The sequence below is a fragment of the Nocardia sp. bgisy134 genome, from assembly GCF_965341865.1.
Taxonomy (GTDB): Bacteria; Actinomycetota; Actinomycetes; order Mycobacteriales; family Mycobacteriaceae; genus Nocardia.
The window spans coordinates 80563-101926 of the sequence record NZ_CBDQZP010000005.1 but is presented as its reverse complement, the minus strand read 5'-3'; the positions used below and the strand labels follow the sequence as shown (position 1 = coordinate 101926).

18 protein-coding genes and 1 tRNA gene are annotated in these 21364 nt (G+C 68.9%); 13 read left to right on the top strand and 6 right to left on the bottom strand.

All coding sequences use genetic code 11. The features are described from left to right. Window positions 1–2: 2 nt before the first annotated feature. The 4 genes from ACRWNM_RS11340 (at window position 3) to ACRWNM_RS11325 (ending at window position 5753) form a co-directional block, all read left to right on the top strand. Window positions 3–1682 (top strand): ABC transporter family substrate-binding protein, encoded by a 1680-nt coding sequence (locus tag ACRWNM_RS11340; RefSeq protein ID WP_431966363.1) that lies wholly within the window; start codon window positions 3–5, stop codon window positions 1680–1682. After that, window positions 1679–3361, top strand: coding sequence for an ABC transporter family substrate-binding protein (locus ACRWNM_RS11335; RefSeq protein WP_431966361.1), 1683 nt, complete (start codon window positions 1679–1681; stop codon window positions 3359–3361). Before ACRWNM_RS11340 ends, ACRWNM_RS11335 begins: the two co-directional genes overlap by 4 nt. Window positions 3362–3429: 68 nt before the next feature. Further along, on the top strand, window positions 3430–5100 hold the full coding sequence (locus tag ACRWNM_RS11330) for an ABC transporter family substrate-binding protein (RefSeq protein ID WP_431966359.1): 1671 nt from the start codon (window positions 3430–3432) through the stop codon (window positions 5098–5100). Further along, window positions 5097–5753: a hypothetical protein gene (locus tag ACRWNM_RS11325; RefSeq protein WP_431966357.1), complete on the top strand. Its 657-nt coding sequence runs from the start codon at window positions 5097–5099 to the stop codon at window positions 5751–5753. Before ACRWNM_RS11330 ends, ACRWNM_RS11325 begins: the two co-directional genes overlap by 4 nt. Window positions 5754–5833: 80 nt before the next feature. Here the strand turns inward: ACRWNM_RS11325 and ACRWNM_RS11320 are convergent, their stop codons facing one another. Next, window positions 5834–6229 (bottom strand): NUDIX domain-containing protein, encoded by a 396-nt coding sequence (locus ACRWNM_RS11320; protein ID WP_431966355.1) that lies wholly within the window; start codon window positions 6227–6229, stop codon window positions 5834–5836. A 145-nt stretch (window positions 6230–6374) separates the two neighbouring features. Here ACRWNM_RS11320 and ACRWNM_RS11315 point away from each other — a divergent pair, with 145 nt between their 5' ends. Both ACRWNM_RS11315 and ACRWNM_RS11310 read left to right on the top strand, forming a co-directional pair. Beyond that, a complete protein-coding gene (locus tag ACRWNM_RS11315) occupies window positions 6375–7130 on the top strand; it encodes a FadR/GntR family transcriptional regulator (protein ID WP_431966353.1) in 756 nt (251 codons plus the stop codon). A 25-nt stretch (window positions 7131–7155) separates the two neighbouring features. After that, window positions 7156–7818 carry a sterol desaturase family protein gene (locus tag ACRWNM_RS11310; RefSeq protein ID WP_431966351.1) on the top strand — a complete coding sequence of 221 codons (663 nt, stop codon included), beginning with the start codon at window positions 7156–7158 and terminating at the stop codon, window positions 7816–7818. 123 nt (window positions 7819–7941) lie between these two features. Here ACRWNM_RS11310 and ACRWNM_RS11305 read toward each other — a convergent pair whose 3' ends face one another. After that, window positions 7942–9018: an alpha/beta hydrolase family protein gene (locus ACRWNM_RS11305; RefSeq protein ID WP_431966349.1), complete on the bottom strand. Its 1077-nt coding sequence runs from the start codon at window positions 9016–9018 to the stop codon at window positions 7942–7944. Window positions 9019–9398: 380 nt separating this feature from the next. Beyond that, on the bottom strand, window positions 9399–9950 hold the full coding sequence (locus ACRWNM_RS11300) for a TetR/AcrR family transcriptional regulator (protein WP_431966347.1): 552 nt from the start codon (window positions 9948–9950) through the stop codon (window positions 9399–9401). Between the two features lie 121 nt (window positions 9951–10071). Between ACRWNM_RS11300 and ACRWNM_RS11295 the strand changes: the two genes are divergently transcribed. The 4 genes from ACRWNM_RS11295 (at window position 10072) to ACRWNM_RS11280 (ending at window position 15678) form a co-directional block, all read left to right on the top strand. Further along, window positions 10072–10833 (top strand): carboxymuconolactone decarboxylase family protein, encoded by a 762-nt coding sequence (locus tag ACRWNM_RS11295; RefSeq protein WP_431966345.1) that lies wholly within the window; start codon window positions 10072–10074, stop codon window positions 10831–10833. Window positions 10834–10961: 128 nt separating this feature from the next. Beyond that, complete coding sequence (locus ACRWNM_RS11290) at window positions 10962–12380, top strand: MFS transporter (protein WP_431966343.1); 1419 nt, start codon at window positions 10962–10964, stop codon at window positions 12378–12380. Window positions 12381–12443: 63 nt separating this feature from the next. After that, a complete protein-coding gene (locus tag ACRWNM_RS11285) occupies window positions 12444–13385 on the top strand; it encodes a hypothetical protein (RefSeq protein ID WP_431966341.1) in 942 nt (313 codons plus the stop codon). A gap of 31 nt (window positions 13386–13416) precedes the next feature. After that, window positions 13417–15678 carry a heavy metal translocating P-type ATPase gene (locus tag ACRWNM_RS11280; RefSeq protein WP_431966339.1) on the top strand — a complete coding sequence of 754 codons (2262 nt, stop codon included), beginning with the start codon at window positions 13417–13419 and terminating at the stop codon, window positions 15676–15678. Window positions 15679–15787: 109 nt separating this feature from the next. Here ACRWNM_RS11280 and ACRWNM_RS11275 read toward each other — a convergent pair whose 3' ends face one another. Beyond that, window positions 15788–16348 carry a dihydrofolate reductase family protein gene (locus tag ACRWNM_RS11275; protein WP_431966337.1) on the bottom strand — a complete coding sequence of 187 codons (561 nt, stop codon included), beginning with the start codon at window positions 16346–16348 and terminating at the stop codon, window positions 15788–15790. A gap of 337 nt (window positions 16349–16685) precedes the next feature. Between ACRWNM_RS11275 and tuf the strand changes: the two genes are divergently transcribed. Both tuf and ACRWNM_RS11265 read left to right on the top strand, forming a co-directional pair. Further along, window positions 16686–17867 carry an elongation factor Tu gene (gene tuf, locus ACRWNM_RS11270; protein ID WP_431966335.1) on the top strand — a complete coding sequence of 394 codons (1182 nt, stop codon included), beginning with the start codon at window positions 16686–16688 and terminating at the stop codon, window positions 17865–17867. Window positions 17868–18257: 390 nt separating this feature from the next. Then, window positions 18258–19697, top strand: coding sequence for a lipase maturation factor family protein (locus tag ACRWNM_RS11265; RefSeq protein WP_431966333.1), 1440 nt, complete (start codon window positions 18258–18260; stop codon window positions 19695–19697). Between the two features lie 136 nt (window positions 19698–19833). Here the strand turns inward: ACRWNM_RS11265 and ACRWNM_RS11260 are convergent. Beyond that, window positions 19834–19906 (bottom strand) — tRNA-Gly (locus ACRWNM_RS11260). Window positions 19907–19981: 75 nt separating this feature from the next. On the opposite strand from ACRWNM_RS11260, the gene ACRWNM_RS11255 reads away from it, so the two are divergent. Continuing rightward, on the top strand, window positions 19982–20449 hold the full coding sequence (locus ACRWNM_RS11255) for a GNAT family N-acetyltransferase (protein ID WP_431966775.1): 468 nt from the start codon (window positions 19982–19984) through the stop codon (window positions 20447–20449). On the opposite strand, the gene ACRWNM_RS11250 is transcribed toward ACRWNM_RS11255, so the two are convergent. Beyond that, window positions 20450–21349, bottom strand: a complete 900-nt coding sequence (locus ACRWNM_RS11250; RefSeq protein WP_431966331.1) for an NAD(P)H-binding protein — start codon at window positions 21347–21349, stop codon at window positions 20450–20452. It abuts the gene before it with no gap. Window positions 21350–21364 lie beyond the last annotated feature (15 nt).

The window sequence follows — 21364 nt, the reverse complement described above, 5'->3', positions numbered from 1 at the left end:
GCATGCGGATCCGTTCGAGGGGAATGCGCTGGGTCGCGGGCGCGGTGGCGGTCGGGCTGATCGCCGCCGGGTGCGGCGCGGGCGACGACGACTCGGCCGCAGGCCTGTCCGACGCGCTGGGCACCACCAGCGACATCAATCCCACACCCCGCGAGGAGGTCCGCGAGGGAGGCAACCTCCGGCTGGCGACCACCGCGTATCCGGCGAACTGGAACACCCTGTCCAACGACGGGAACGAGGCCGACATCGCCGATATCGAGCGCCCGATGATGCCGCGCGCGTTCGACACCGATGCCGCGGGCGAACTGTCGATCAACCACGACTATTTCACCGACGTCGCGCTGACCGGCACCGATCCGCAACAGGTCACCTACACCATCAACCCGAAGGCCGTCTGGTCCGACGGCGCCCCGATCACCTGGGAGGACATCCGTTTCCAGGCGAACGCGCTGAGCGGCAAGGACAAGCGGTTCCTGATCGCCATCACCAACGGTTTCGAGTTCGTGGAGAAGGTCGAGCGCGGCGTCGACGACCGCCAGGCCGTCCTCACGTTCAACCACCCCTACGCCGAATGGCGCGGCCAGTTCGCGGGCAACGCCGCGCTGTTCCCGAAATCGGTGACGCAGGATCCCGATGCGTTCAACCACAGCCTGGCCGATGCGATGGGACCGTCGGCGGGGCCCTTCCAGGTGCAGTCCACCGACCGTGGGCAGGGCCGGATCATCTTGGGCCGCAACCCCAACTGGTGGGGCGAGCGTCCCAAGCTGGACACCATCACCTACTCGGTGCTCGATCGCAGCGCCTGGGTCGCCGCGCTGCAGAACAACGAGATCGACGCGGTGGTGCTCAATTCCATCGACGACGTGAAGAACGTGCGGGGCACCGGCGGCCTCGAGGTCCGCAGGGCGCCGGGCAACCGCTGGCGGCACATCACCTTCAACGGCGCGCCCGGCTCGATCCTCGCCGATCCCGCGGTGCGCGTAGCCATTTCGAAGGCGATCGATCGCCAGGGCATCGCCACTGCCATCCAGAACGGCCTGGTGGAGAACCCGAAGCCGCTCAACAACCACGTCTACCTGCAAGGACAGCGTGGCTATCAGGACAACAGCCTGCCGTTCGATCCCGCCGCGGCGGCGCGCGAACTCGACGCGCTCGGCTGGAAGCTCAACGGCGACGTCCGCGAGAAGGACGGCCGCAAGCTGATCATCCGCGATGTGATGTACAACGACGCGCTGTGGGTGCAGATCGCGCAGATCATCCAGCAGAATCTGGCGCAGATCGGCGTCGGGCTCGTCATCGACACCAAACCGGGCGCGGGCTACTTCACCGACGTCATCCAGCCGGGTGATTTCGACGCCGCCCAGTTCGTGTTCCAGGGCGACGCCTTCCCGCTCAGCAGCATTCGGCAGATCTACTACTACGACCCCAACGACTTGCAGGGCAACTTCGGCCGCATCGGCTCGCCGGAACTGAACGCGCTCATCGAGCGCACCCTGCGCGAGCTGGATCCCGCGAAGGCCTTCGAGCTGGCCAACGAGGTGGACCGCAAAGTGTTCGAAGAGGGGCACTCGCTGCCGCTCACCCAGTCGGACGGCAGCTGGGGCGTACGCGCCGAAGTGGCCAACTTCGGCTCTCCCGGCCTGGCGTCCTACGACTACACCAAGATCGGATTCGTGAAATGACCGCAGCCCTCTCTTCTCGTCGTCGGCTCGGCCTCGGGGTCGCCGCGCCCGCGCTGGCCGTCGCGCTGCTGCTGGCGGGCTGTGGCGCGGACGCCTCCGTGCAGTCCGGCTCGAGCTCGATCGGCACCAGCAACGACATCAATCCCCGCGATCCCGGCGAGTTGCGCGACGGCGGCAATCTGCGCCTGGCGCTGACCAGCTTCCCGGAGACCTTCAACTCCTCGCACGTGGACGCCTCGGGCGACGTCGGGGACGTCGTCGAGTGGACGCTGCCCGGCACGGTGAGTTCCGACGCGGCGGGTGAGCTCACGACCGATGCCAACTACTTCACCCGCATCGAGCTCACCAACACCAATCCGCAGCAGATCACCTACACCATCAACCCCAAAGCCGTCTGGTCCGACGGCAGCCCGATCACCTGGGAGGACCTGCGCTCCCAGGCGAACGCGCTGAGCGGGCGGAACACGGCGTACCAGGTGCGCGCGACCCAGGGCTACAGCCGGGTCGACAAGGTCGAGCGTGGCGTCGACGACCGGCAGGCGATCGTCACCTTCGGGCAGCACTACGCCGAATGGCAGGGCCTGTTCAACCCGCTGTACCCGACGGTGTCGACCGGATCGCCGGAGTCGTTCGAGAACTGGGCGCGCAACAGCCTGCCGATCTCGTCCGGTCCGTTCCTGATCGACTCGATCGACCGCGCTCAGCAGCGCATCGTGCTGAAGCGCAACCCGAAGTGGTGGGGTGACACCCCGAAGCTCGACACCATCACCTTCAGCGTGCTCGACTACTCCGCGCGCATCTCCGCGCTGCAGAACAACGAGCTCGACTACGCCTCCGTATCCGGCATCGACGAGGTGAAGACCGCGACCAACTCGCCGGGCATCAAGGTGCGTCGCGCCGCCGCGCCGCGGTTCTCGCACTTCACCTTCAACGGTGCGCCGGGCTCGCTGCTGGAGGACCCGCAGCTGCGGATCGCCATCTCCAAGGCCATCGACCGGCAGGGCATCGCCACCGCGACGCAGAACGGCATCGTCGACGACCCGAAGCCGCTGAACAACCACGTCTACCTCAACGGCCAGAAGGGCTACCAGGACAACGCCGCCGCCGTCGCCTACGACCCCGAGGGCGCCGCGCGGATGCTCGACGAACTGGGCTGGAAGCTCAACGGCGACGTCCGCGAGAAGAACGGCCGCAAGCTGGAACTGCGCAATGTGATGTACCAGCAGGACACGTGGATTCAGATGGCGCAGATCGCCCAGCAGAACCTGGCCAAGGTGGGCGTGAAGATGATCATCCAAACCTACCCGGGCAACGGCCTTTTCACCGACGTGATCGATCCGGGCAACTTCGAGATCTGCCAGTTCACCTGGTCCGGCGGCATCCTCCCGCTCGGCGCGCTGCCGCAGATCTACGCCTACGACCCGAACAACCGGCTGAGCAACAAGGGTCGCATCGGCAGCCCCGAACTGAACGCGCTGATCGAGGAGACGATCTCCGAGCTCGACCCGAACAAGGCCATCGAGCTGGCCAACCGCGCCGACAAGATGATCTTCGACATCGGCCACTCGGTGCCGATCGTGCAGTCGGCGGGCACCGTCGCGGTGCGCGAGAACCTGGCCAATTACGGCGCGTTCGGGCTGGCCTCCTTCGACGCAACTAAAGTCGGCTTCGTGAAGTGATGTGATGCCGCGGCGACATGACGCGGCGACACCGATCAGGCGTCGACAGATGTGGAAGGACCAGCTCTATGCGGACACGCTCCTTGACCACCCGATTGGCGGCGCCACTCGCCGCGCTCGGCCTGATCCTGACCGGTTGTTCGGACAGCGGGAGCATCACGCCCGGCACCAGCACGATCGGCAGCACCAACGACATCAATCCGGTGGACCCGAGCCAGTTGCGCGAAGGCGGGAATCTACGCCTGGTGCTGAGTTCGTTCCCGGAGAACTTCAACGTGCTCCAGGTGGACGGCAATACCGAGAGCGGCGGGCTGGTGGCGGGCCCGACCATGCCCGCGCCGTTCGTCAGCAACGCGGCGGGCGAGCTCTCGGTGGACCACAACTTCTTCACCGATGTGCAGCTCACCAACACCAGCCCGCAGCAGGTCACCTACACCATCAACCCGAAAGCCGTGTGGTCCGACGGCAGCCCCATCACCTGGGAGGACCTGCGCTCCCAGGCCAACGCGCTCAGCGGTAAGGACAACGCGTACCTGATCGCGGGGCTCAGCGGCTTCGACCGGGTGGCGAAGGTCGAGCGCGGCGCGGACGACCGGCAGGCGATCGTCACGTTCGACCAGCCCTACGGCGAATGGCGCGGCCAGTTCAGCCCGCTCTACCCGAAGTCGGTCACCGGGTCTCCCGAAGCGTTCAACACCGCGAACCGGGACGGTCTGACGCTGAGCGCGGGCCCGTTCGTGATCACGAACATCGACCGTGCGCAGCAGCGCATCACCCTGAGCCGCAATCCGAAGTGGTGGGGCGACACCCCCAAGCTGGACACCATCACTTTCAGCGTGCTCGACCACAGCGCATGGCTGCCCGCGATCCAGAACAACGAGCTCGACATCGCCTACATGTCGGGCATCGAGAACGTGACGGCGGCGCGCAACGCGGCGAACGTCGTCATCCGGCGCGCGCCGGAACCGGCCTGGTCGCACCTGACCTTCAACGGCGCGCCCGGCTCGCTGCTGGAGGACCCGCAGCTGCGGATCGCCATTTCCAAGGCCATCGACCGGCAGGGCATCGTCACCGCGTCGCAGAACGGCGTGGTGGACAACCCGAAGCCGCTGAACAACCACATTTTCATGGCCGGCCAGAAGGGCTACCAGGACAACGCCGCGCCGATCTCCTACGACCCCGCCGAGGCGGCGCGGATGCTGGATCAGCTCGGCTGGAAGCTCAACGGCGACGTGCGCGAGAAGGACGGCCGGAGGCTGGAGATCCGCGACGTGATGTACCAGCAGGACGCCTGGGTGCAGACCGCGCAGATCGTGCAGCAGAACCTGGCCGCCGTCGGCGTGAAGCTGACCATCCAGACCGTGCCGGGCACCGGCCTGTTCAAGGACGTCATCGATCCGGGCAACTTCGACATCGCCCAGTTCAGCTGGCAAGGCAGCGCGCTGCCGCTCGGTGCGCTGCAGCAGATCTACTACTACGACCCGAACAACCTGATGGGCAACAAGGCCCGCATCGGGTCGCCGGAGCTCAACGCCCTGATCGACAAGACCATCGCGGAGCTGGACCCCGACAAGGCGATCGAGCTAGCCAACCAGAGCGATCAGATGATCTTCGTCGAGGGCTATTCGATTCCGCTGAACCAGGCTTCGGGCACCTACGCGGTGCGCGACAACCTCGCCAACTACGGCGCGTTCGGCCTCGCCACGCCGGACTACACCAAAGTCGGCTTCCTGAAGTGAGTTTCGGAGGCCATCCGGTGGCCTATCCGATCGGCGTGACGCTCGGCGCCCTCGCGGTCTGTGCCGCGTGGGCGCCGTTCGCCACCGTGGACCAGTTGGCGGCGCTGACGACGGTGGCACTGGCGATCCTGGGCTACACCGGGATTCGGCTTTCGATGGCCTTCGGCATGCTGCCTTGTGGACTGCCGGATTCGGGAGCCTTTCGGGTCGCTCGGATTCGGCAGCAGCACCGGTTGGTGAGCAGGTCCTGGTTGGAGGTCACCGACTCGGGTGGTTCGCGCCGCTGGCTGCCGGTGTACTTCGATCCGGCGCTGCTGACCATGACGGAGACCGAGGCGCGGGGCGGACGCATCATCCGCACCGCGGACCTGCGCCTCTACCCGTCGGGCCGGGCGCGCGACACCGAGCCGCCCGGCCGCCTCGTCGACAACCCGACCCGACCCGACCCCGACGCACCCCTGCTCGCCGCGACCGCCACCCGCCTGACCCGCCGCCTGTTGTTCGACGCCCAATCCGCCATCGCGGCCCCCTTCGCCGCTCTGCTCTGGATCTACATCGACGGCGGCGCCCTCCTCACCTTCACCGGCGCGCTCTGCGTCGCCGCCGCCACCACCACCTGGCTCGCCGCCATCCGCGGCTCCGACCCGAGCTAGTCAGCTCCGCTCCCACACACGGTGTGGACGCCGCACAGCGTCACCGCCTGTGTGCCGCGTGTGGTGGATGTGTGGCGAGCTCAGGTGAGCAGGCCGAGGGCGTCGGCGTGCGCGAGGGTCTCGCGGACGTGCCAGGGTAGTGGGACGCGGGTGGCTTCGGCGTAGGTCATCCATTCGAAATCGTCGTGCGCTCGGAGTTCGAGTTCCGGGCGGATCTCGTTCTCGAAGCAGCCGAACGTGATGGTGTGGACGTCGTCGTCGACGAAGCGCGTCAGCTCGTCGGCGACGAGGACGTCGAGACCGGTTTCCGCGGAGACCTCGCGGCGGACGGTCTGCGCCCAGGTCTCGTCCGGGGCGACGGCGCCGCCGGGGATTTCCCAGATGTCGGGCTCGGCGGTGTTCGAAACTCGGTGCAGCAGTAGCACTCTGCCCGCCCGGATCAGTAGTGCGTAAGCCCGCCTTCGCTGTTCTGCCATGCTTTCTCCCTCCCGGGTTCCAGTCTGCCACGGGTTCGTCGAAGGGTGCGTCGGTGCGCTCGGCGATCGGTCGCCGTCGGCATCGGTTTGGCACGAATTGGTCTGACCACTTGACCAGCTGACCATCAGGGCGCAGAGTAGACGCATGGCGTTGCAACCTGTTGTCAAAAGGTCGGTGTCGGCGGAGGTGTTCGAACAGATCGCCGCGGACGTGCTCAGCGGTGAACTCGCGCCCGGCTCGACGCTGCCGAGCGAACGTCAGCTGGCCGAAGCGCTCGGGGTCTCGCGGCCCGCGGTGCGCGAGGCGCTGCAACGCCTGGCGGCGGCGGGACTCGTGGCGGTGCGCCAGGGCGACGCCACCACAGTGCTCGACTATCGGCGCGGCGCCGGTCTGGAGGTGCTGCCCCGGCTGCTGGTGCGGGAGGGCATGCTCGAACCCGCCGTCGCGCGCAGCATCCTCGAAGTCCGCATGCACAACGGGCCGAAGGTGGCCGAGCTAGCGGCCGCGCGGATGGCCGCGACAGGCGCACCGAAGGCAGCGGCGGACGGCGCCGCCGATCGGGACCTGGTGCGCGCCCATCTCGAGCGCAGCGTGACGGCGCTGACCGCCGAAACCGATCCGATCGCGCTGCAACGGCACGCGCTGGAGTTCTGGGATCACGTGGTCGACGCGGCCGACTCGATCGTGTTCCGCCTGATGTTCAACATGCTGCGTGCCGCCTACGAACCCGCGCTCGCGGCGCTGGCCCCCGTCATGTCCGCCGAGGTGGGCAATGCCGATGGCTACCGCGAACTGGCCGCCGCCATCGTGGCGGGTCGGCCGAAGAAGGCCGCCGACAAGGCTCGGGCCCTGCTCGAACCGGCGACCACCGCCCTGATCGAGGCCCTCGGCGGGCATTGATCACGCAACACCCGAGGTGACAACGATGTCCAAAACCCAACTGCGCCGCGGCCTGACGCTCGGCGATGCCTTCCGCGAATTCGTTCGCCACCCCTCGCCGTGGATGATCGGCACGGCACTGGCGCTGGCCCTGATCGCGCGAATCCTGGTGGGCGACTGGCAGATCAGCGACGCGGTGCTGCCGCTGGCGATGCTCGCGGTGTTCCCCGCGTTCGAGTGGGTCGTGCACGTCATGGTGCTGCACTGGCGGCCGAAGCGCGTGGGCCCGATCTCCCTGGACAGCGAGCTGGCCCGCAAACACCGCCAGCACCACGTGGATCCGCGCAACATCCCGCTGATCTTCATTCCGACCCGTTCGCTGGTGGTGGTCATCGTCGCCCTGCTCGCGATCACCGCCCTGGCTTTCCCGCGCCTCGGCCTGGGGCTGACGTTCCTGCTCACCATCACGGTGCTGGGGCTGGGCTACGAGTGGACGCACTACCTGATCCATACCGACTACAAGCCGAAAAGGGCGTTGTACAAGGCGGTTTGGCGCAATCACCGGCATCACCATTACAAGAACGAGCATTTCTGGTTCACCGTGACCAGTTCGGGGACCGCGGACCGGATCTTCGGTACGTATCCGGACCCGGCTGAGGTGGCTACTTCGCCTACGGCGCGGAATTTGCATGGGGCGCAGGTGGGGTGACCGGGTCTCCGGGGCGGCCGTGGTCGGCTTGCCCCGGATTCCTTTCGGTCGGGCATGTGCGGTGAGGGGCGTTGCGGACGTCGGCACTTGGGTGTACCTGCCGTTCACGCGCGGACGGCCGGGCTAGCCTGCGCGCCACCGCAAGGCAGGGTCCTCGGGCATCGCGGCGTCGACGCCGAGCAGGTGCCCCGAGAGCCAGGCGGCCATGACCGCGCTGGTGATCGCCGCGCCGCGATTCGGGTCGATGGTGCCGCAGAGGTCGGTGGCGCAGCCGAAGGTCGGCATGTCGGTGCCGGTGTAGTGCCCGGCGCCTTCGAGGGTGACGATCGACGCGTCGGTGGCCGTCCATGAGGCGTGGACCATCGCGCCCATGGCCAGCAGCAGCACCGGCCGGTCGGTGTCCGGGGCTGCTTCGACCCCATCCCACACAGCGGGGCCGTCGAGGACGAGGCTGGTGCGGATCCGCGGTTCGACCGCCATGGTCGCCATCGCGGTCTGTCCGCCGTAGCTGTGGCCCGCCATCGCCATCCGGTCGAGGTCGCCGCGTGCGCCGACGACCGGCAGCGTGTGCAACTGGGAGAGGACGAGGCGGGTGTCGCGGATGCGCATGTCGAGCGCGGCTTGCATGAACGCGTGATCGGCTGCGTCCGGCGGGTTTCCGACCTGCACGCGTCCGCCGACCTCCACGGCCGGGGACTCCCCGGTGTGGTCGATCGCGACCACGACATACCCGCGCGAGGCCAGCTCCATCAACAGGCCGGAGGCGATCCAGCGCGGCGTGCCGAGGGCAGGCGACCAGATCACCACCGGCAGCAGCCCGCCCTCGGCGACCGGCGCGTCGACGGAGATCGGAAGGACCGTCGCGGACATCGCGGGCGCGGCGGCGGGTGTGTGCAGCCACAGCGCCGCCTTGGAGGCCATCTGCGCGGCGGCGGCCAGGGAGCTCGCCGGGATGTAGGGAGCGGCTCCGGGCTTGGTGGTGGTCGGATACCAGATCGACAGCGGGATCGTGCGCGCGCCCGCGGTGAGGGCGGCTTCGGTGCGGGCCACCGGGTGCGGCCCGCTCGGCGCAGGCACCGCGGCAGCCGGGCCGGTGATCCAGGTCGCGCCCGCCAGGAGCAAGACAGCGACCGCGGCGATCGTCCGCCGCCGGATCGGTTGCTTACCAGTTGCCCGTCCGCGCCGATGTAGCCACGCCACGTGCGCACCCCCCTCGTGCCCCTTTGTATTACCGGTTGTTGACAATAGCCGCCTCGTCCGACGAGCGCGCTTCGTGGGGTGTGGGATATGTCGCTGAAAAGTGCTGGGAGACAGCAGAATCGCACGTATCGGGGTCTCGCGGTGCAACCCTTCACTTCTGCGGTTCGGGAGGTACCCGGGGTCTGAGTGCGCCGGTCGATGACGTCGCCGACGCGGTAGAAGATCGCGCCGCCGAAGGCGTAGCGGTGCAGGTGCCCGCGCTCGCCCGCCTTCCGTATCGCGTCCTCGATGACGGCGGCACCGGCGAAATGTGGCAGCAGCCGCGCCGACTGGTTTGCGGTGCCGAACTGGTTGCGCGCCCTCGCGAAAAGGGCCACAGCTCAGTTCAACAACCGACCCGCGATCACCCCCGCACGGCGAGCCGCATCCGACGTCCCCTCCCGGACCGCGGTGACGATCGCACCATCCACCAGCAGCGCGAACTCGCCGGCCAGTTCCTCGGCATCGGCCCGCCCTGCCGCCGTGAGCAATTCGCCGAGGTACTCGATGACCCGGCGCTTGTGCCGATCCGCCACTCGGTGCGCGGCGGAGTCGCGGTCGGCCACCTCGATCATCGTGTTGATGAACGCGCAGCCGCGGAAGTCTTTGCGGGCGAAGCGTTCCGCGAGGGCGTCGAAGACGGCGAGTGGGGCGTCTTCGGGCGTGGCGGCGCGTGCTTCGACGGACTCGCGCAGCCAGTCCAGCCAGCGGCGGTCGCGGTCTTCGAGCACGGCGACGACCAGGTCGTCCTTGCTCGCGAAGTGGCGGTAGAAGGAGGCACGGCCGACGCCGGATTCCTGGAGCAGGCGGTCGACGCCGACGGCGCGGACGCCCTCGGCATAGAAGAGTTCTTCGGCGGTGGTGAGCAGACGCTGCCTGGCCTGGGTTGCCATACGTCCACCGTAGCAGAACGGAACTGATCGGTACCGATCTACTTGACGAAAACGGAACCAGTCAGTACCGTCAGCATTCAGTACCGATTGGTTCCGTTACGGTTCGAGCACTGGAGATCCGATGTCCCGACTCCCGACCCTCACCCCCGACAGCGCGGATGCCGAGCAGGCCGAACTGCTCGGCGAGGTGCGACGCCAGCTCGGCCGGGTGCCGAATCTCTATGCCGCCCTGGCAAACAGCCCCGCTACGCTGCGCGGCTACCTGTCCCTGCGCGACGCGCTGACCGGCGGCAAGCTGGACGCCCGCACCCGCGAACAGCTGGCGCTGCTGATCGCGGCCGAGAACGGCTGCGACTACTGCGTCGCCGCGCACACCATGCGGGCCGGGCGAATGGGCTTCAGCGAGAACGAGATCGAGGCAACCCGCGCGGCAACGGCGACCGACCCGCACGCCGACGCGGTGCTGCGTTTCGCGCGCGCCGTGCTGCGTTCGCGCGGACGTGTCGACGACGCACTGCTCGCCGAGGTCCGCACGCACGGCGTGACCGACGCCGAGCTGGCCGAGGCCGTCGGCCACATCGCGCTGAATGTGCTGTCCAACTACTTCAACCACGTGGCGAAGCCGGAGCTGGACTTCCCCGCCGCCACCCCCACCGCACCGGAAGGAACCACCATGACCACCACTTGGCGCACCGCGACCAGCGTCGAACTCGTCGAGGGCTACGCACTTCTGGACCGAACCGGCCAACCGGTGCGGCAGATCGAGGACGTGCAGATCCGCATCGAGGGCGGCTTCCTGCACATTCGCACGTCACCCGACGCCGAGATCCAGGTGGTGTCCGCCCCGGCCGTGGCCCGGGTCGCCTACCGCCTCGAATCCTGAACCGATCCCGCCGCTGGACCTCCTCCGCCATCCGGGATTTCGCGACACTTCCGTCTCGACACTTCATACCTTAGGGGGGTATGGTACCGCCGCAGCGACAGTCTCGCTCCGGAAAGGATGGAAATGCCATGACTACCCAGACCGCGCCCACCACCCGCAGGTGGTGGGCGCTGGCGGTGATCGCCGCCGCGCAATTCATGGTCATCATGGACACCTCTATCATCGGCATCGCGCTGCCGAAGATGCAGGCCGAACTCGGTTTCTCCCAAGAGAATCTGACCTGGGTGTTCAACGCGTACGTGGTCGCGTTCGGCGGCCTGCTGCTGCTCGGCGGGCGGCTGTCGGATCTGCTCGGCGCGCGCCGGGTGTTCGCGGCGGGCTGGCTGACGCTGCTCGTCGGCTCGGTGATCGCCGGCGCGGCGGGCAATGCCGCCACCGAGCTGATCGGGCGGGCCATCCAGGGCGGCGGCGCAGCCCTCATCGCCCCCTCGGCGCTGACGCTGCTGATGATGCTCTTCGGTTCCTCGCCGCAGGAGCTGACCAAGGCGCTGGCCGTCTACGGCGCCGCGGCGCCCGCGGGCGGCACGGCGGGCGTCTTCCTCGGCGGCGTCATCACCGAATATGTCAGCTGGCCTTGGGTTTTCTACATCAACATCCCGATCGCGCTGCTCGCGCTCGTCGCCGTGCCCGCGCTGATGCCGAGCGCCCCAGCCCGGTCGGGTTCGGTCGATCTGCTCGGCGCCGCCACGGTGACCGCCGGTCTCGCCGCCGCCGTCTACGGCATCGTCCGGGCGCCCGACGCGGGATGGGCGTCCGGCGAGACCTGGGGCGTGCTCGCGATCGCGGCCGTACTCCTCGCCGGTTTCGTCGTCATCCAGTCCCGTCGCCGCGAGCCGCTGATGCGTCTCGCCATCTTCCGCGCGCCGAATCTGGCCGCCGCCAATATCGCTCAGCTGCTGCTCGGCGCGGCGTGGGTGCCTATGTGGTTCTTCTTGAACCTGTACCTACAGCAGGTGCTCGGCTACAGCGCGTTCCCGTCCGGCGCGGCGCTGCTCCCGATGACCACGCTGATCATGCTCGGCATGATCGCGCTCGCTCCGCGCGCCATGCAGCGCTTCGGCGCCAAGCCGATGATCGTCACCGGCCTGCTCGTGCTCGCGCTCGGCTTGGCCATCATGTCGCTGGTGCGGCCCACCGGGAATTTCTGGGTCGACGTGCTGCCCGCCTCGCTGGTGGCCGCGGGCGGCATGTCGCTGGCCTTCATACCCTCGTTGGGTACTGCCATCGCGGCGGCTCGCCCGGAGGAGGGCGGCCTCGCCTCGGGCATCGTCAACGTCAGCTACCAGGTCGGCTCGGCCGTCGGCCTGGCCGCGATGACGGCCGTCGCCGCGGCGTTCGGCGCCGACCAGGTCACCGATATCCCTGAGCTGACCAGTGGTTTCTCGGCGGCCTTCCTGGGCGCGGCGGTGATCGCGCTCGCCGGAGCGGGCATCGCCGCGGTGACCATGCGGGCGCAGGCGACGGAATCCGTACCGGAACGGGTTTGACAAAATACCCTAGGGGGGTATGGTAAAGCCCGAGCACAACGACAACCCGGAAACGGAGCCACGATGAACGCGACAACCAAGTTCGCCGGCTTCGCCCTCGGACTCGCGGCGGTCTTCGGGATCGCGCTCGCGACCGGAGCGGCACTCGGCCCGGAGCCCACCGACACCCCCGCGCACGACACCCACGCGACCGGGCCCGCCACCGACGGCGGGTCCGGCGCGGCGGAACTGCCCGGCGGACTGCTGGTCACCTCCGGCGGCTACACCCTGAGCCTGGACACCCCGCAGACCACCGCGGCCCCCAACACACCGCTGCGGTTCCGCATCCTGGATCGGCAAGGCGCACCGGTCACCCGCTACGTCCGCAGCCACGACAAGGACCTGCATCTGATCGTGGTGCGCCGTGACATGACCGCCTTCCAGCACGTACACCCGGTGCTGGACGGCAACGGAACCTGGAGCGTCCCGCTCGACCTCACCCGCGCGGGCGACTACCGCGTGTTCGCCGACTTCACCCCCGACGGCGGCGAGAACCTGACGCTCGGCGCCGACCTGCGCGTCGCGGGCGCCTACGACCCGCGGCCGCTGCCGGTCGCCGCGAGCACCGCCGCGGTGAACGGCTACACCGTCACCCTGGACGGCGCGATCACGCAGGGCCGGTCCTCGCAGGTGACGCTGTCGGTGAGCAAAGACGGCAAGCCCGTCACAAATCTCCAGCCCTACCTCGGCGCCTACGGCCACCTGGTCGCGCTGCGCGCCGCCGACCTCGCCTACCTGCACGTTCACCCGGAGGGCCACCCCGGTGACGGCATCACGCCCGCGGGTCCCGGCATCACCTTCTCCGTGACTGCTCCGAGCGCGGGCGACTACCGCCTGTTCCTCGATTTCCAGCACGAAGGGGTGGTGCGCACCGCCGAGTTCACGGTCTCGGTACCGTCGGGCAACGCGCGGCCCGCCGAGCCGACCGGGCACGGCGGAAACACCGAGCCGGGCCACGGCCACTGATCACCCCCGTGCCGCAGAGAAAGGAATTCCGATGACGACCGCGACACAATCACCGGCCACCGGCCAGGTCGAATTGGTGATCGGCGGCATGACCTGCGCGTCGTGCGCCAACCGCATCGAGAAGAAGCTCAACAAGCTGGACGGCGTCATCGCCACCGTCAACTACGCGACCGAAAAGGCGCGAGTGGACTTCACCGGTGACGTCTCCCCGGAGGATCTGATCGCCACCGTCGAGCAGGCCGGCTACACCGCCGCGCTGCCCGCGCCGCAGACTCCGGCCGCGGACACCACCGAAGACGCTGCCGCCGAGGCGGATCCGACCGCGGCCCTGCGGACCCGGCTGCTCGTCTCGCTGGTGCTGACCGTTCCGGTGATCGCCATGGCGATGATCCCCGCCTTGCAGTTCACCAACTGGCAGTGGCTCTCGCTGACGCTGGCCGCCCCGGTCGTGGTCTGGGGCGCGCTGCCGTTCCACCGCGCGGCGTGGACCAACCTGCGGCACGGCACCGCCACCATGGACACCCTGGTGTCGATGGGCACCCTCGCCGCGCTCGGCTGGTCGCTGTACGCGCTGTTCTGGGGCACCGCGGGCACGCCGGGCATGACCCACCCGTTCGAGTTCACGATTTCCCGAATGGACGGCACCGGCAACATCTACCTGGAGGCCGCGGCGGGCGTCACCACGTTCATCCTGGCCGGGCGCTTCTTCGAGGCCAGGTCCAAGCGGCGGGCGGGTGCGGCGCTGCGCGCCCTACTGGAGCTCGGCGCGAAGGAAGTATCGGTACTTCGTGACGGTGTCGAGCAGCGGATTCCGATCGAACAGCTCGGTGTCGGAGACGAATTCGTGGTCCGTCCCGGCGAGAAGATCGCTACCGACGGCGTGATCGCGGAAGGTTCCTCCGCGGTCGACGCCTCGATGCTGACCGGCGAATCGGTGCCGGTCGAGGTGGGCAAGGACGACGCCGTGGTCGGCGCGACGGTCAACGTCGGCGGCCGGCTCGTGGTGCGCGCCACCAGGATCGGGGCCGATACGCAGCTCGCGCAGATGGCCGCTCTCGTCGAGGACGCGCAGACCGGCAAGGCGCAGGCGCAGCGGCTGGCCGACAAGATCTCCGGGATCTTCGTGCCGGTGGTGATCGCGCTCGCGGTCGCGACGCTCGGATTCTGGCTCGGTACCGGCGGTTCCGTGGCGGCGGCGTTCACCGCGGCGGTCGCGGTGCTGATCATCGCCTGCCCGTGCGCCCTCGGCCTGGCCACCCCGACCGCGCTGATGGTCGGCACCGGACGCGGCGCGCAGCTCGGCATCCTGATCAAGGGCCCCGAAGTGCTGGAGTCGACCCGCCGGGTGGACACCGTGGTGCTGGACAAGACCGGCACCGTCACCACCGGCAAGATGACCCTGCTCGACGTGATCGCCGCCGACGGCGAGGACGTGGGCGAGGTCCTGGCTCTGGCCGGGGCGCTGGAGGATTCGTCGGAGCACCCGATCGCGCAGGCGATCGCCAAGGGCGCCCGCGAGAAGGTCGGCGAGCTCGCGCCGGTCGAGGAGTTCGCCAATATCGAGGGCCTCGGTGTGCAGGGTGTGGTCGACGGGCACGCGGTGATCGTCGGCCGGGCCCGGCTGCTGGCCGACTGGTCGCAGCGCCTGGACGCCGAGCTGGAGCGGGCCATGCACGCGGCCGAGTCCGAGGGCAAGACCGCGGTCGCGGTCGGCTGGGACGGCAAGGCGCGCGGCGTGCTGGTGGTGGCCGACGCGGTGAAATCGACCTCGGCCGAGGCGATCTCGCAGCTGAAGGCGCTCGGCATGACCCCGATCATGCTGACCGGCGACAACAAGGCGGCGGCCAGGGCCATCGCCGATCAGGTCGGCATCGACGAGGTGATCGCCGAGGTGCTGCCGCAGGACAAGGTCGCGACCGTCGAGCGGTTGCAGGCCGAGGGCAAGGTGGTCGCGATGGTCGGCGACGGCGTCAACGACGCCGCGGCGCTGGCCAAGGCCGATCTCGGTCTGGCCATGGGCACCGGCACCGACGTCGCCATCGAGGCCAGCGATCTGACCCTGGTGCGCGGCGACCTGCGCGCCGCCGCGGACGCGATCCGGTTGTCCCGCAAGACACTCGGCACCATCAAGGGCAATCTGTTCTGGGCCTTCGCCTACAACGTGGCCGCGATCCCGCTGGCCATGGCGGGCCTGCTGAACCCGATGCTCGCCGGTGCGGCGATGGCGTTCTCCTCGGTGTTCGTCGTCAGCAACAGCCTGCGACTGCGCGGCTTCCGCTCCACCGCACGGTAGCGCGAAAACTCGATCGGCGGTTGCGCGAAACCCGAACGGCAGCCAGGCGAAATCGATCGGGCGGGACGGCACCCCACACGGCCGTCCCGCCCATTTCGTGTGTGCCGGATCAGTCGAAGGAAGGGCGAACCACGCTGTGGGCGGTGACCTTGTAGGTCGCCAGGATCACGCCGTTGTCCAGGACTTCCGAGGCGGCCAGCTCCATGGTGTCCTCGGCGTCGACGGCGTCGAACAGCCGCTGGCCCTTGCCGAGCAGCACCGGGTAGATCACCAGCCGGTATTCGTCGACGAGCTGGTTGGCACGCAGCGTGTTGATCAGGCTGCCGCTGCCGAAGACCAGCAGATTCTGCTCGGCGCGCAGCTTGGCCACGCCCTCGGCGACATCGCCCTCGATGCGGTCGGCATTCCATTCCAGCTCGGTGAGCGAGGTGGTGGCGACGTGCTTGGGCATGCTGTTCATCCGGACCTTGTAGTCGCCCTCCTCCGGGTGCTCGGGCCAGGACGCGGCGAAGCCCTCGTAGGTCGTGCGGCCGAGCAGCAGCGCGTCGGCGTCGAACACCTCGCGGCTCTTGAAGTTCGCGATGCTGTCGTTCCAGAACGGGAACGTCCAGGAGGGATTCTCGATGATCCCGTCGGCGGAAACGAATTCGGAGACGACGACCTTGCCCATTGTGACCTCGCTTGTGTGGGTGTGCCCGGAGCTTCCGGAGCATCTCACACATGCAGACGGGACAGGCTCGGGAAACTCATCGCCGCGAAAATCGCTCGCGGTATCACCCGTCGCGGCCGTACCGTGCTTCTCATGTTCCGGCTCGCCATCGCCCTGGAGTCCGCTGTCGCGGGCGCGATGGCGGCTGCCCTGGCAGCGGCGGCAGTGGCCGCGCTGCTCGACGGCGCCCGACGCTGACCTTCCCCGGGATGTCCCGGGACCTCCGACGGGGAAGGTGCCCCCGTCGGAGAGGTCCCCCATGACATTCGGGCGCTCGCCCGGTAACCGAGGAACACACATGTCGAAGCACACCTACGCCCGCACCAAGCCGCACCTGAACATCGGCACGATGGGGCACGTCGACCACGGCAAGACCACGCTGACCGCCGCGATCACCAAGGTGCTCGCCGAGCGGGGCGGCGGCGCGTTCGTGCCGTTCGACCGGATCGACCGCGCTCCCGAAGAGGCCATGCGCGGCATCACGATCAACATCGCGCACGTCGAATACGAGACGGCCACACGGCATTACGCGCACGTCGACATGCCGGGCCACGCCGACTTCGTGAAGAACATGATCACCGGCGCGTCCCAGCTGGACGGCGCGATCCTGGTGGTCTCCGCGCAGGACGGCGTGATGCCGCAGACGGCCGAGCACGTGCTGCTCGCCAGGCAGGTCGGCGTCGAGCACATCGTGGTGGCGCTCAACAAGGCCGACGCGGGCGACCCGGAGCTGCTCGAACTGATCGAACTGGAGATCCGCGAACTGCTCACCGCCCAGGGCTATTCGGGCGACACCACGCCGATCGTGCGGGTCTCCGGGCTGCGCGCGCTGGCGGGCGACGAGCGCTGGACGGCGGCGCTGCTCGAACTGCTCGACGCGGTGGACGTGCACGTGCCGATACCGGTGCGCTACACCGATGCGCCGTTCCTGCTTCCGGTGGAGAACGTCCTCACCATCACCGGGCGCGGAACGGTCGTCACCGGGGCGATCGAACGCGGCCGGGTCCGGCTCGGCGACCGGGTCGAGTTGCTCGGTCTCGGCGCGGACGAACTCACGACCGTGGTCACCGGCGTCGAAACCTTCGGCAAGACCATGGAATTCGCCGAGGCGGGCGACAATGTCGCGCTGCTGCTGCGCGGCGTGCAGCGCGGTCAGGTTCGCCGCGGCCAAGTGGTCGCCGCGCCGGGCAGCATCGCGGTGCGCACCCGCTTCACCGCCCGCGTGTACCTGCTGGGGGCCGCCGAGGGCGGCAGGCGCACCCCGATCACCAGCGGCTACCGGCCGCAGTTCTACGTGCGCACCGGCGACGTGGTCGGCGACGTCACCCTGCCCGCGGGCACGGCGCTCGCCCTCCCCGGCGAGACGGTCGAGCTGACCGTCGACCTGGGCCGCCCGGTCCCGCTGGAGCCGAACCTCGGCTTCGCCATCCGCGAAGGCGGGCGGACGGTAGGCGCGGGCACGGTCCTCACCGTCGCCTGAAACCGGTCCCGTCTCGATCGCCCACCCCCGACCGAGACGGGACCCAACCGCGCGCCTCGGCGGGACGGTCCCACATACCGCGTGCACGCCTCACACAGTCGGCGGTTGTGTGAGGCGTATACACGCTCTGTGCGGCGGGCGTGCTCGAGCGGCGAGCACCCGGCTGACCGACCGGTGCCACACAGCAAGTGGTCGCCTCACACAGGCGGTGCCCATGTGAGGCGTGCACGCGGGCTGTGAGATCGGGGCGGGGTTCGCATTGCCTTGTGACGCGTCGCGGAGGGTGTAGAGGTCGGGAGGGAGTGGCGGCGGGCTGCGGGGCGTTTTCGCACTGGTCGGTCGGGTAACCAGCAAGCACCATGGGCTTCCACGGTCCGAGGAGCTGCGGGCATGGAGTGGTTCACGGCGCCCGAATACTGGCAGGCCAGGCTGGTGTTCCAGCGTGGCCTGGCCGTTGTGTACCTGCTCGCCTTTCTCGGGGCGGCGCTGCAATTCCGCGCGCTGATCGGTGAGCACGGCATGCTGCCCGCGCCGCGGTTCCTGCGGCGGGTTTCGCCGCGGCGGTCACCTAGCTTGTTCCACCTGCACTATTCGGACCGGTTCTTCGCGGGCGTCGCGTGGGCGGGGGTGGCGCTGGCGGCGGCGCTGGTCGCGGGAATCGGGGATCTGGTGCCGCTGTGGGCGGCCATGGCGCTGTGGGCGGTGCTGTGGGGGCTGTACCTCTCGATCGTCAACATCGGCCAGGTGTGGTACTCGTTCGGCTGGGAATCGCTGCTGCTGGAGACCGGTTTTCTCGCGATCTTCCTCGGCAACGACACCGTGGCGCCGCCGCTGCTCGTGCTGCTGCTCGCCCGGTGGCTGGTGTTCCGGGTGGAGTTCGGCGCCGGGCTGATCAAGATGCGCGGCGACCCGTGCTGGCGCGATCTGACCTGCCTGTACTACCACCACGAGACCCAGCCGATGCCGGGCCCGCTCAGCTGGTTCTTCCACCATCTGCCTCGGCCGCTGCACCGGATGGAGGTTGCGGCCAATCATGTCGCCCAGCTCGTGGTGCCGTTCGGGTTGTTCGCGCCGCAACCGGTGGCGAGCATCGCCGCGATTCTGATCATCGTCACCCAGCTGTGGCTGGTGCTCTCCGGCAACTTCGCCTGGCTGAACTGGCTGACGATCCTGCTCGCGTTCACCGCGCTGGAGGCTTGGGTCTTCGGCCCGCTGCCCATCCCCGAGGCGGGGACGCTGCCCGAGCCGCCCCTGTGGTTCGCCGGCGCGGTGCTCATCCTGACCGTGGCCACCGTCGGCCTCAGTTATTGGCCGGTGCGCAACATGTGCTCCAGAAACCAGCGAATGAACACCTCGTTCAACCCGTACCACCTCGTCAACACCTACGGCGCCTTCGGAAGCATCGACCGGGTGCGCAACGAGGTGGTCATCGAAGGCACCGCCGACGCCCGGATCTCCGACGAAACCGTGTGGCGGGAATACGAATTCAAGGGCAAACCGGGTGACCCGCACCGCTGGCCGCGCCAGTTCGCGCCCTACCACCTGCGACTGGACTGGTTGATGTGGTTCGCCGCCATCTCACCCCGCTACGCGGCGTCCTGGCTGCTCCCCTTCGTCGTCCGGCTGCTCCAGAACGACCCCGCCACCCTGCGCCTGCTGCGCCACTGCCCGTTCCCCGACGCCCCGCCCCGCTACATCCGCGCCCGCCTCTACGAGTACCACTACACCTCCCCGCACGAACTCCGCCGCGACCGCACCTGCTGGCGCCGCGAACTCGTCGACGACTACCTCCCGCCGCTCACCCTGCACCAGGCCCGCGGCTTCGCGTAGTGCCTGGCGCGGCGTTTGCTGGGCCGAGAGCGGCAGTGGGCGTTTCCGATCGGGGGCACGGATCATGGCCGATCGACGAGTCGCGTGAGGGATTGGTGAAAGGTGTCGCGCACGAGCGACATGAAGGGAATCGAAGAGCGGATGACGGGATTCGAACCCGCGACCCTCACCTTGGCAAGGTGATGCGCTACCAGCTGCGCTACATCCGCATGCACCGCGTGGCGTCCCGGGGGCGCGTTGCCGTGCGATGGGCAACTTTAGTCGGCCGGTGCGGGTGATTCAAAATCGGCCGCTGCTCACATAGGTTGAGCGGCATGGGTGAGGTGGTGATCGAGGTCGCCGAGAAGGCGACGGAGCAATTGGCGGAAGCGGTTTCGGCCTTGAATCGGCAGCTCTCCAGCAGGCCGAGGGTGCTGAGCGTCGACGAGCTGACCGAGCTGGTCGAGTCGGAGGCCACCCGATTGTTGGTCGCCTACCTGGACGGCGCACCGGTCGGCATGCTCACGCTGGTGACCTATGCCATTCCGACCGGGGTACGCGCCAGGATCGAGGACGTGGTGGTCGACGAGGCGGCCCGGGGTCGCGGCGTGGCGTTCGAGCTGACCGAGGCCGCCGTGGAGCTGGCCCGCCGAGCCGGCGCCCGCACCGTGGACCTGACCTCCCGGCCCGAGCGTGCGGCGGCCAACCGGCTGTACCGGCGCGCTGGGTTCGAGGTCCGCGAGTCGGTCAGTTATCGGCGAACGTTCGACTGATCAGGCCTGCTTTTCGACGCGGGCGAGGCCGGGGGCCACTGGTTCCGGCACCACGCGGAACGCATCCGCATTGGTCGCGGCCCAGTCCGCGTAAGTACGGGGCGTGCGGCCGAGGACCCCTTGCACGTCATCGGTACGCACGGCGTTGCCGCCTGCGCGCACGTAAGCCTGACTGGCGAGCGCGCCGTCGATGTACTCGGCCGACATACCCGCCGCCAGCATGTGCTGCCGTGCCAGTTCCTCGGGGATGTCGGCGACCTCGATCGGGTGGCCGAGCACCGCGGCGAGTGCGCCTGCCTGGTCGGCGGCGGTGAGCAGTTCGGACCCTGTGAGGGTGTAAGTGCGGCCCGCGTGGGCAGCGGAGAGCAGGGCTTCGACCGCGACGGCGGCGACATCGCGCGGGTCGATGACGCCCTGTGCGCCATCCCCGGTGAGGTTGGGCACGGGCTGACCGGCGCGGATGGGGTCGGCCCAGCTGAGGGTGTTGGAGGCGAAGCTGCTTGGGCGCAGGACGGTCCACTCGAGTCCGCTCGCCCTGGCGGCCTGCTCGCCGGGCAGATGCCAGGTGCCGACGCGGCCGAGGTCCGGTTCCCCGGTGCCGATGGCGGAGAGCTTCACGATGCGCCGCACGCCCGCCGCGCGGGCCGTGGCGATGAGGGCGCGGTCGGTCTCGACGTCATCGGGTCCGAGTACGCCGACCAGGAACACCGCTTCGGCGCCCGTCATCGCCGCCGCCATCGACGCGGCGTCGCCGTAGTCGCCGCGCACCACCTCGACGCCCTCGGGCGCCTGCGCCCGTGCCGGGTCACGCGTCACCGCGCGAACCGGTATCTCGCGCGCGGCCAGTTGTCGGACGATCTCACTGCCGACGGTGCCCGTGGCACCGGTGATCAGAATCATGGCTACGACGGTGCC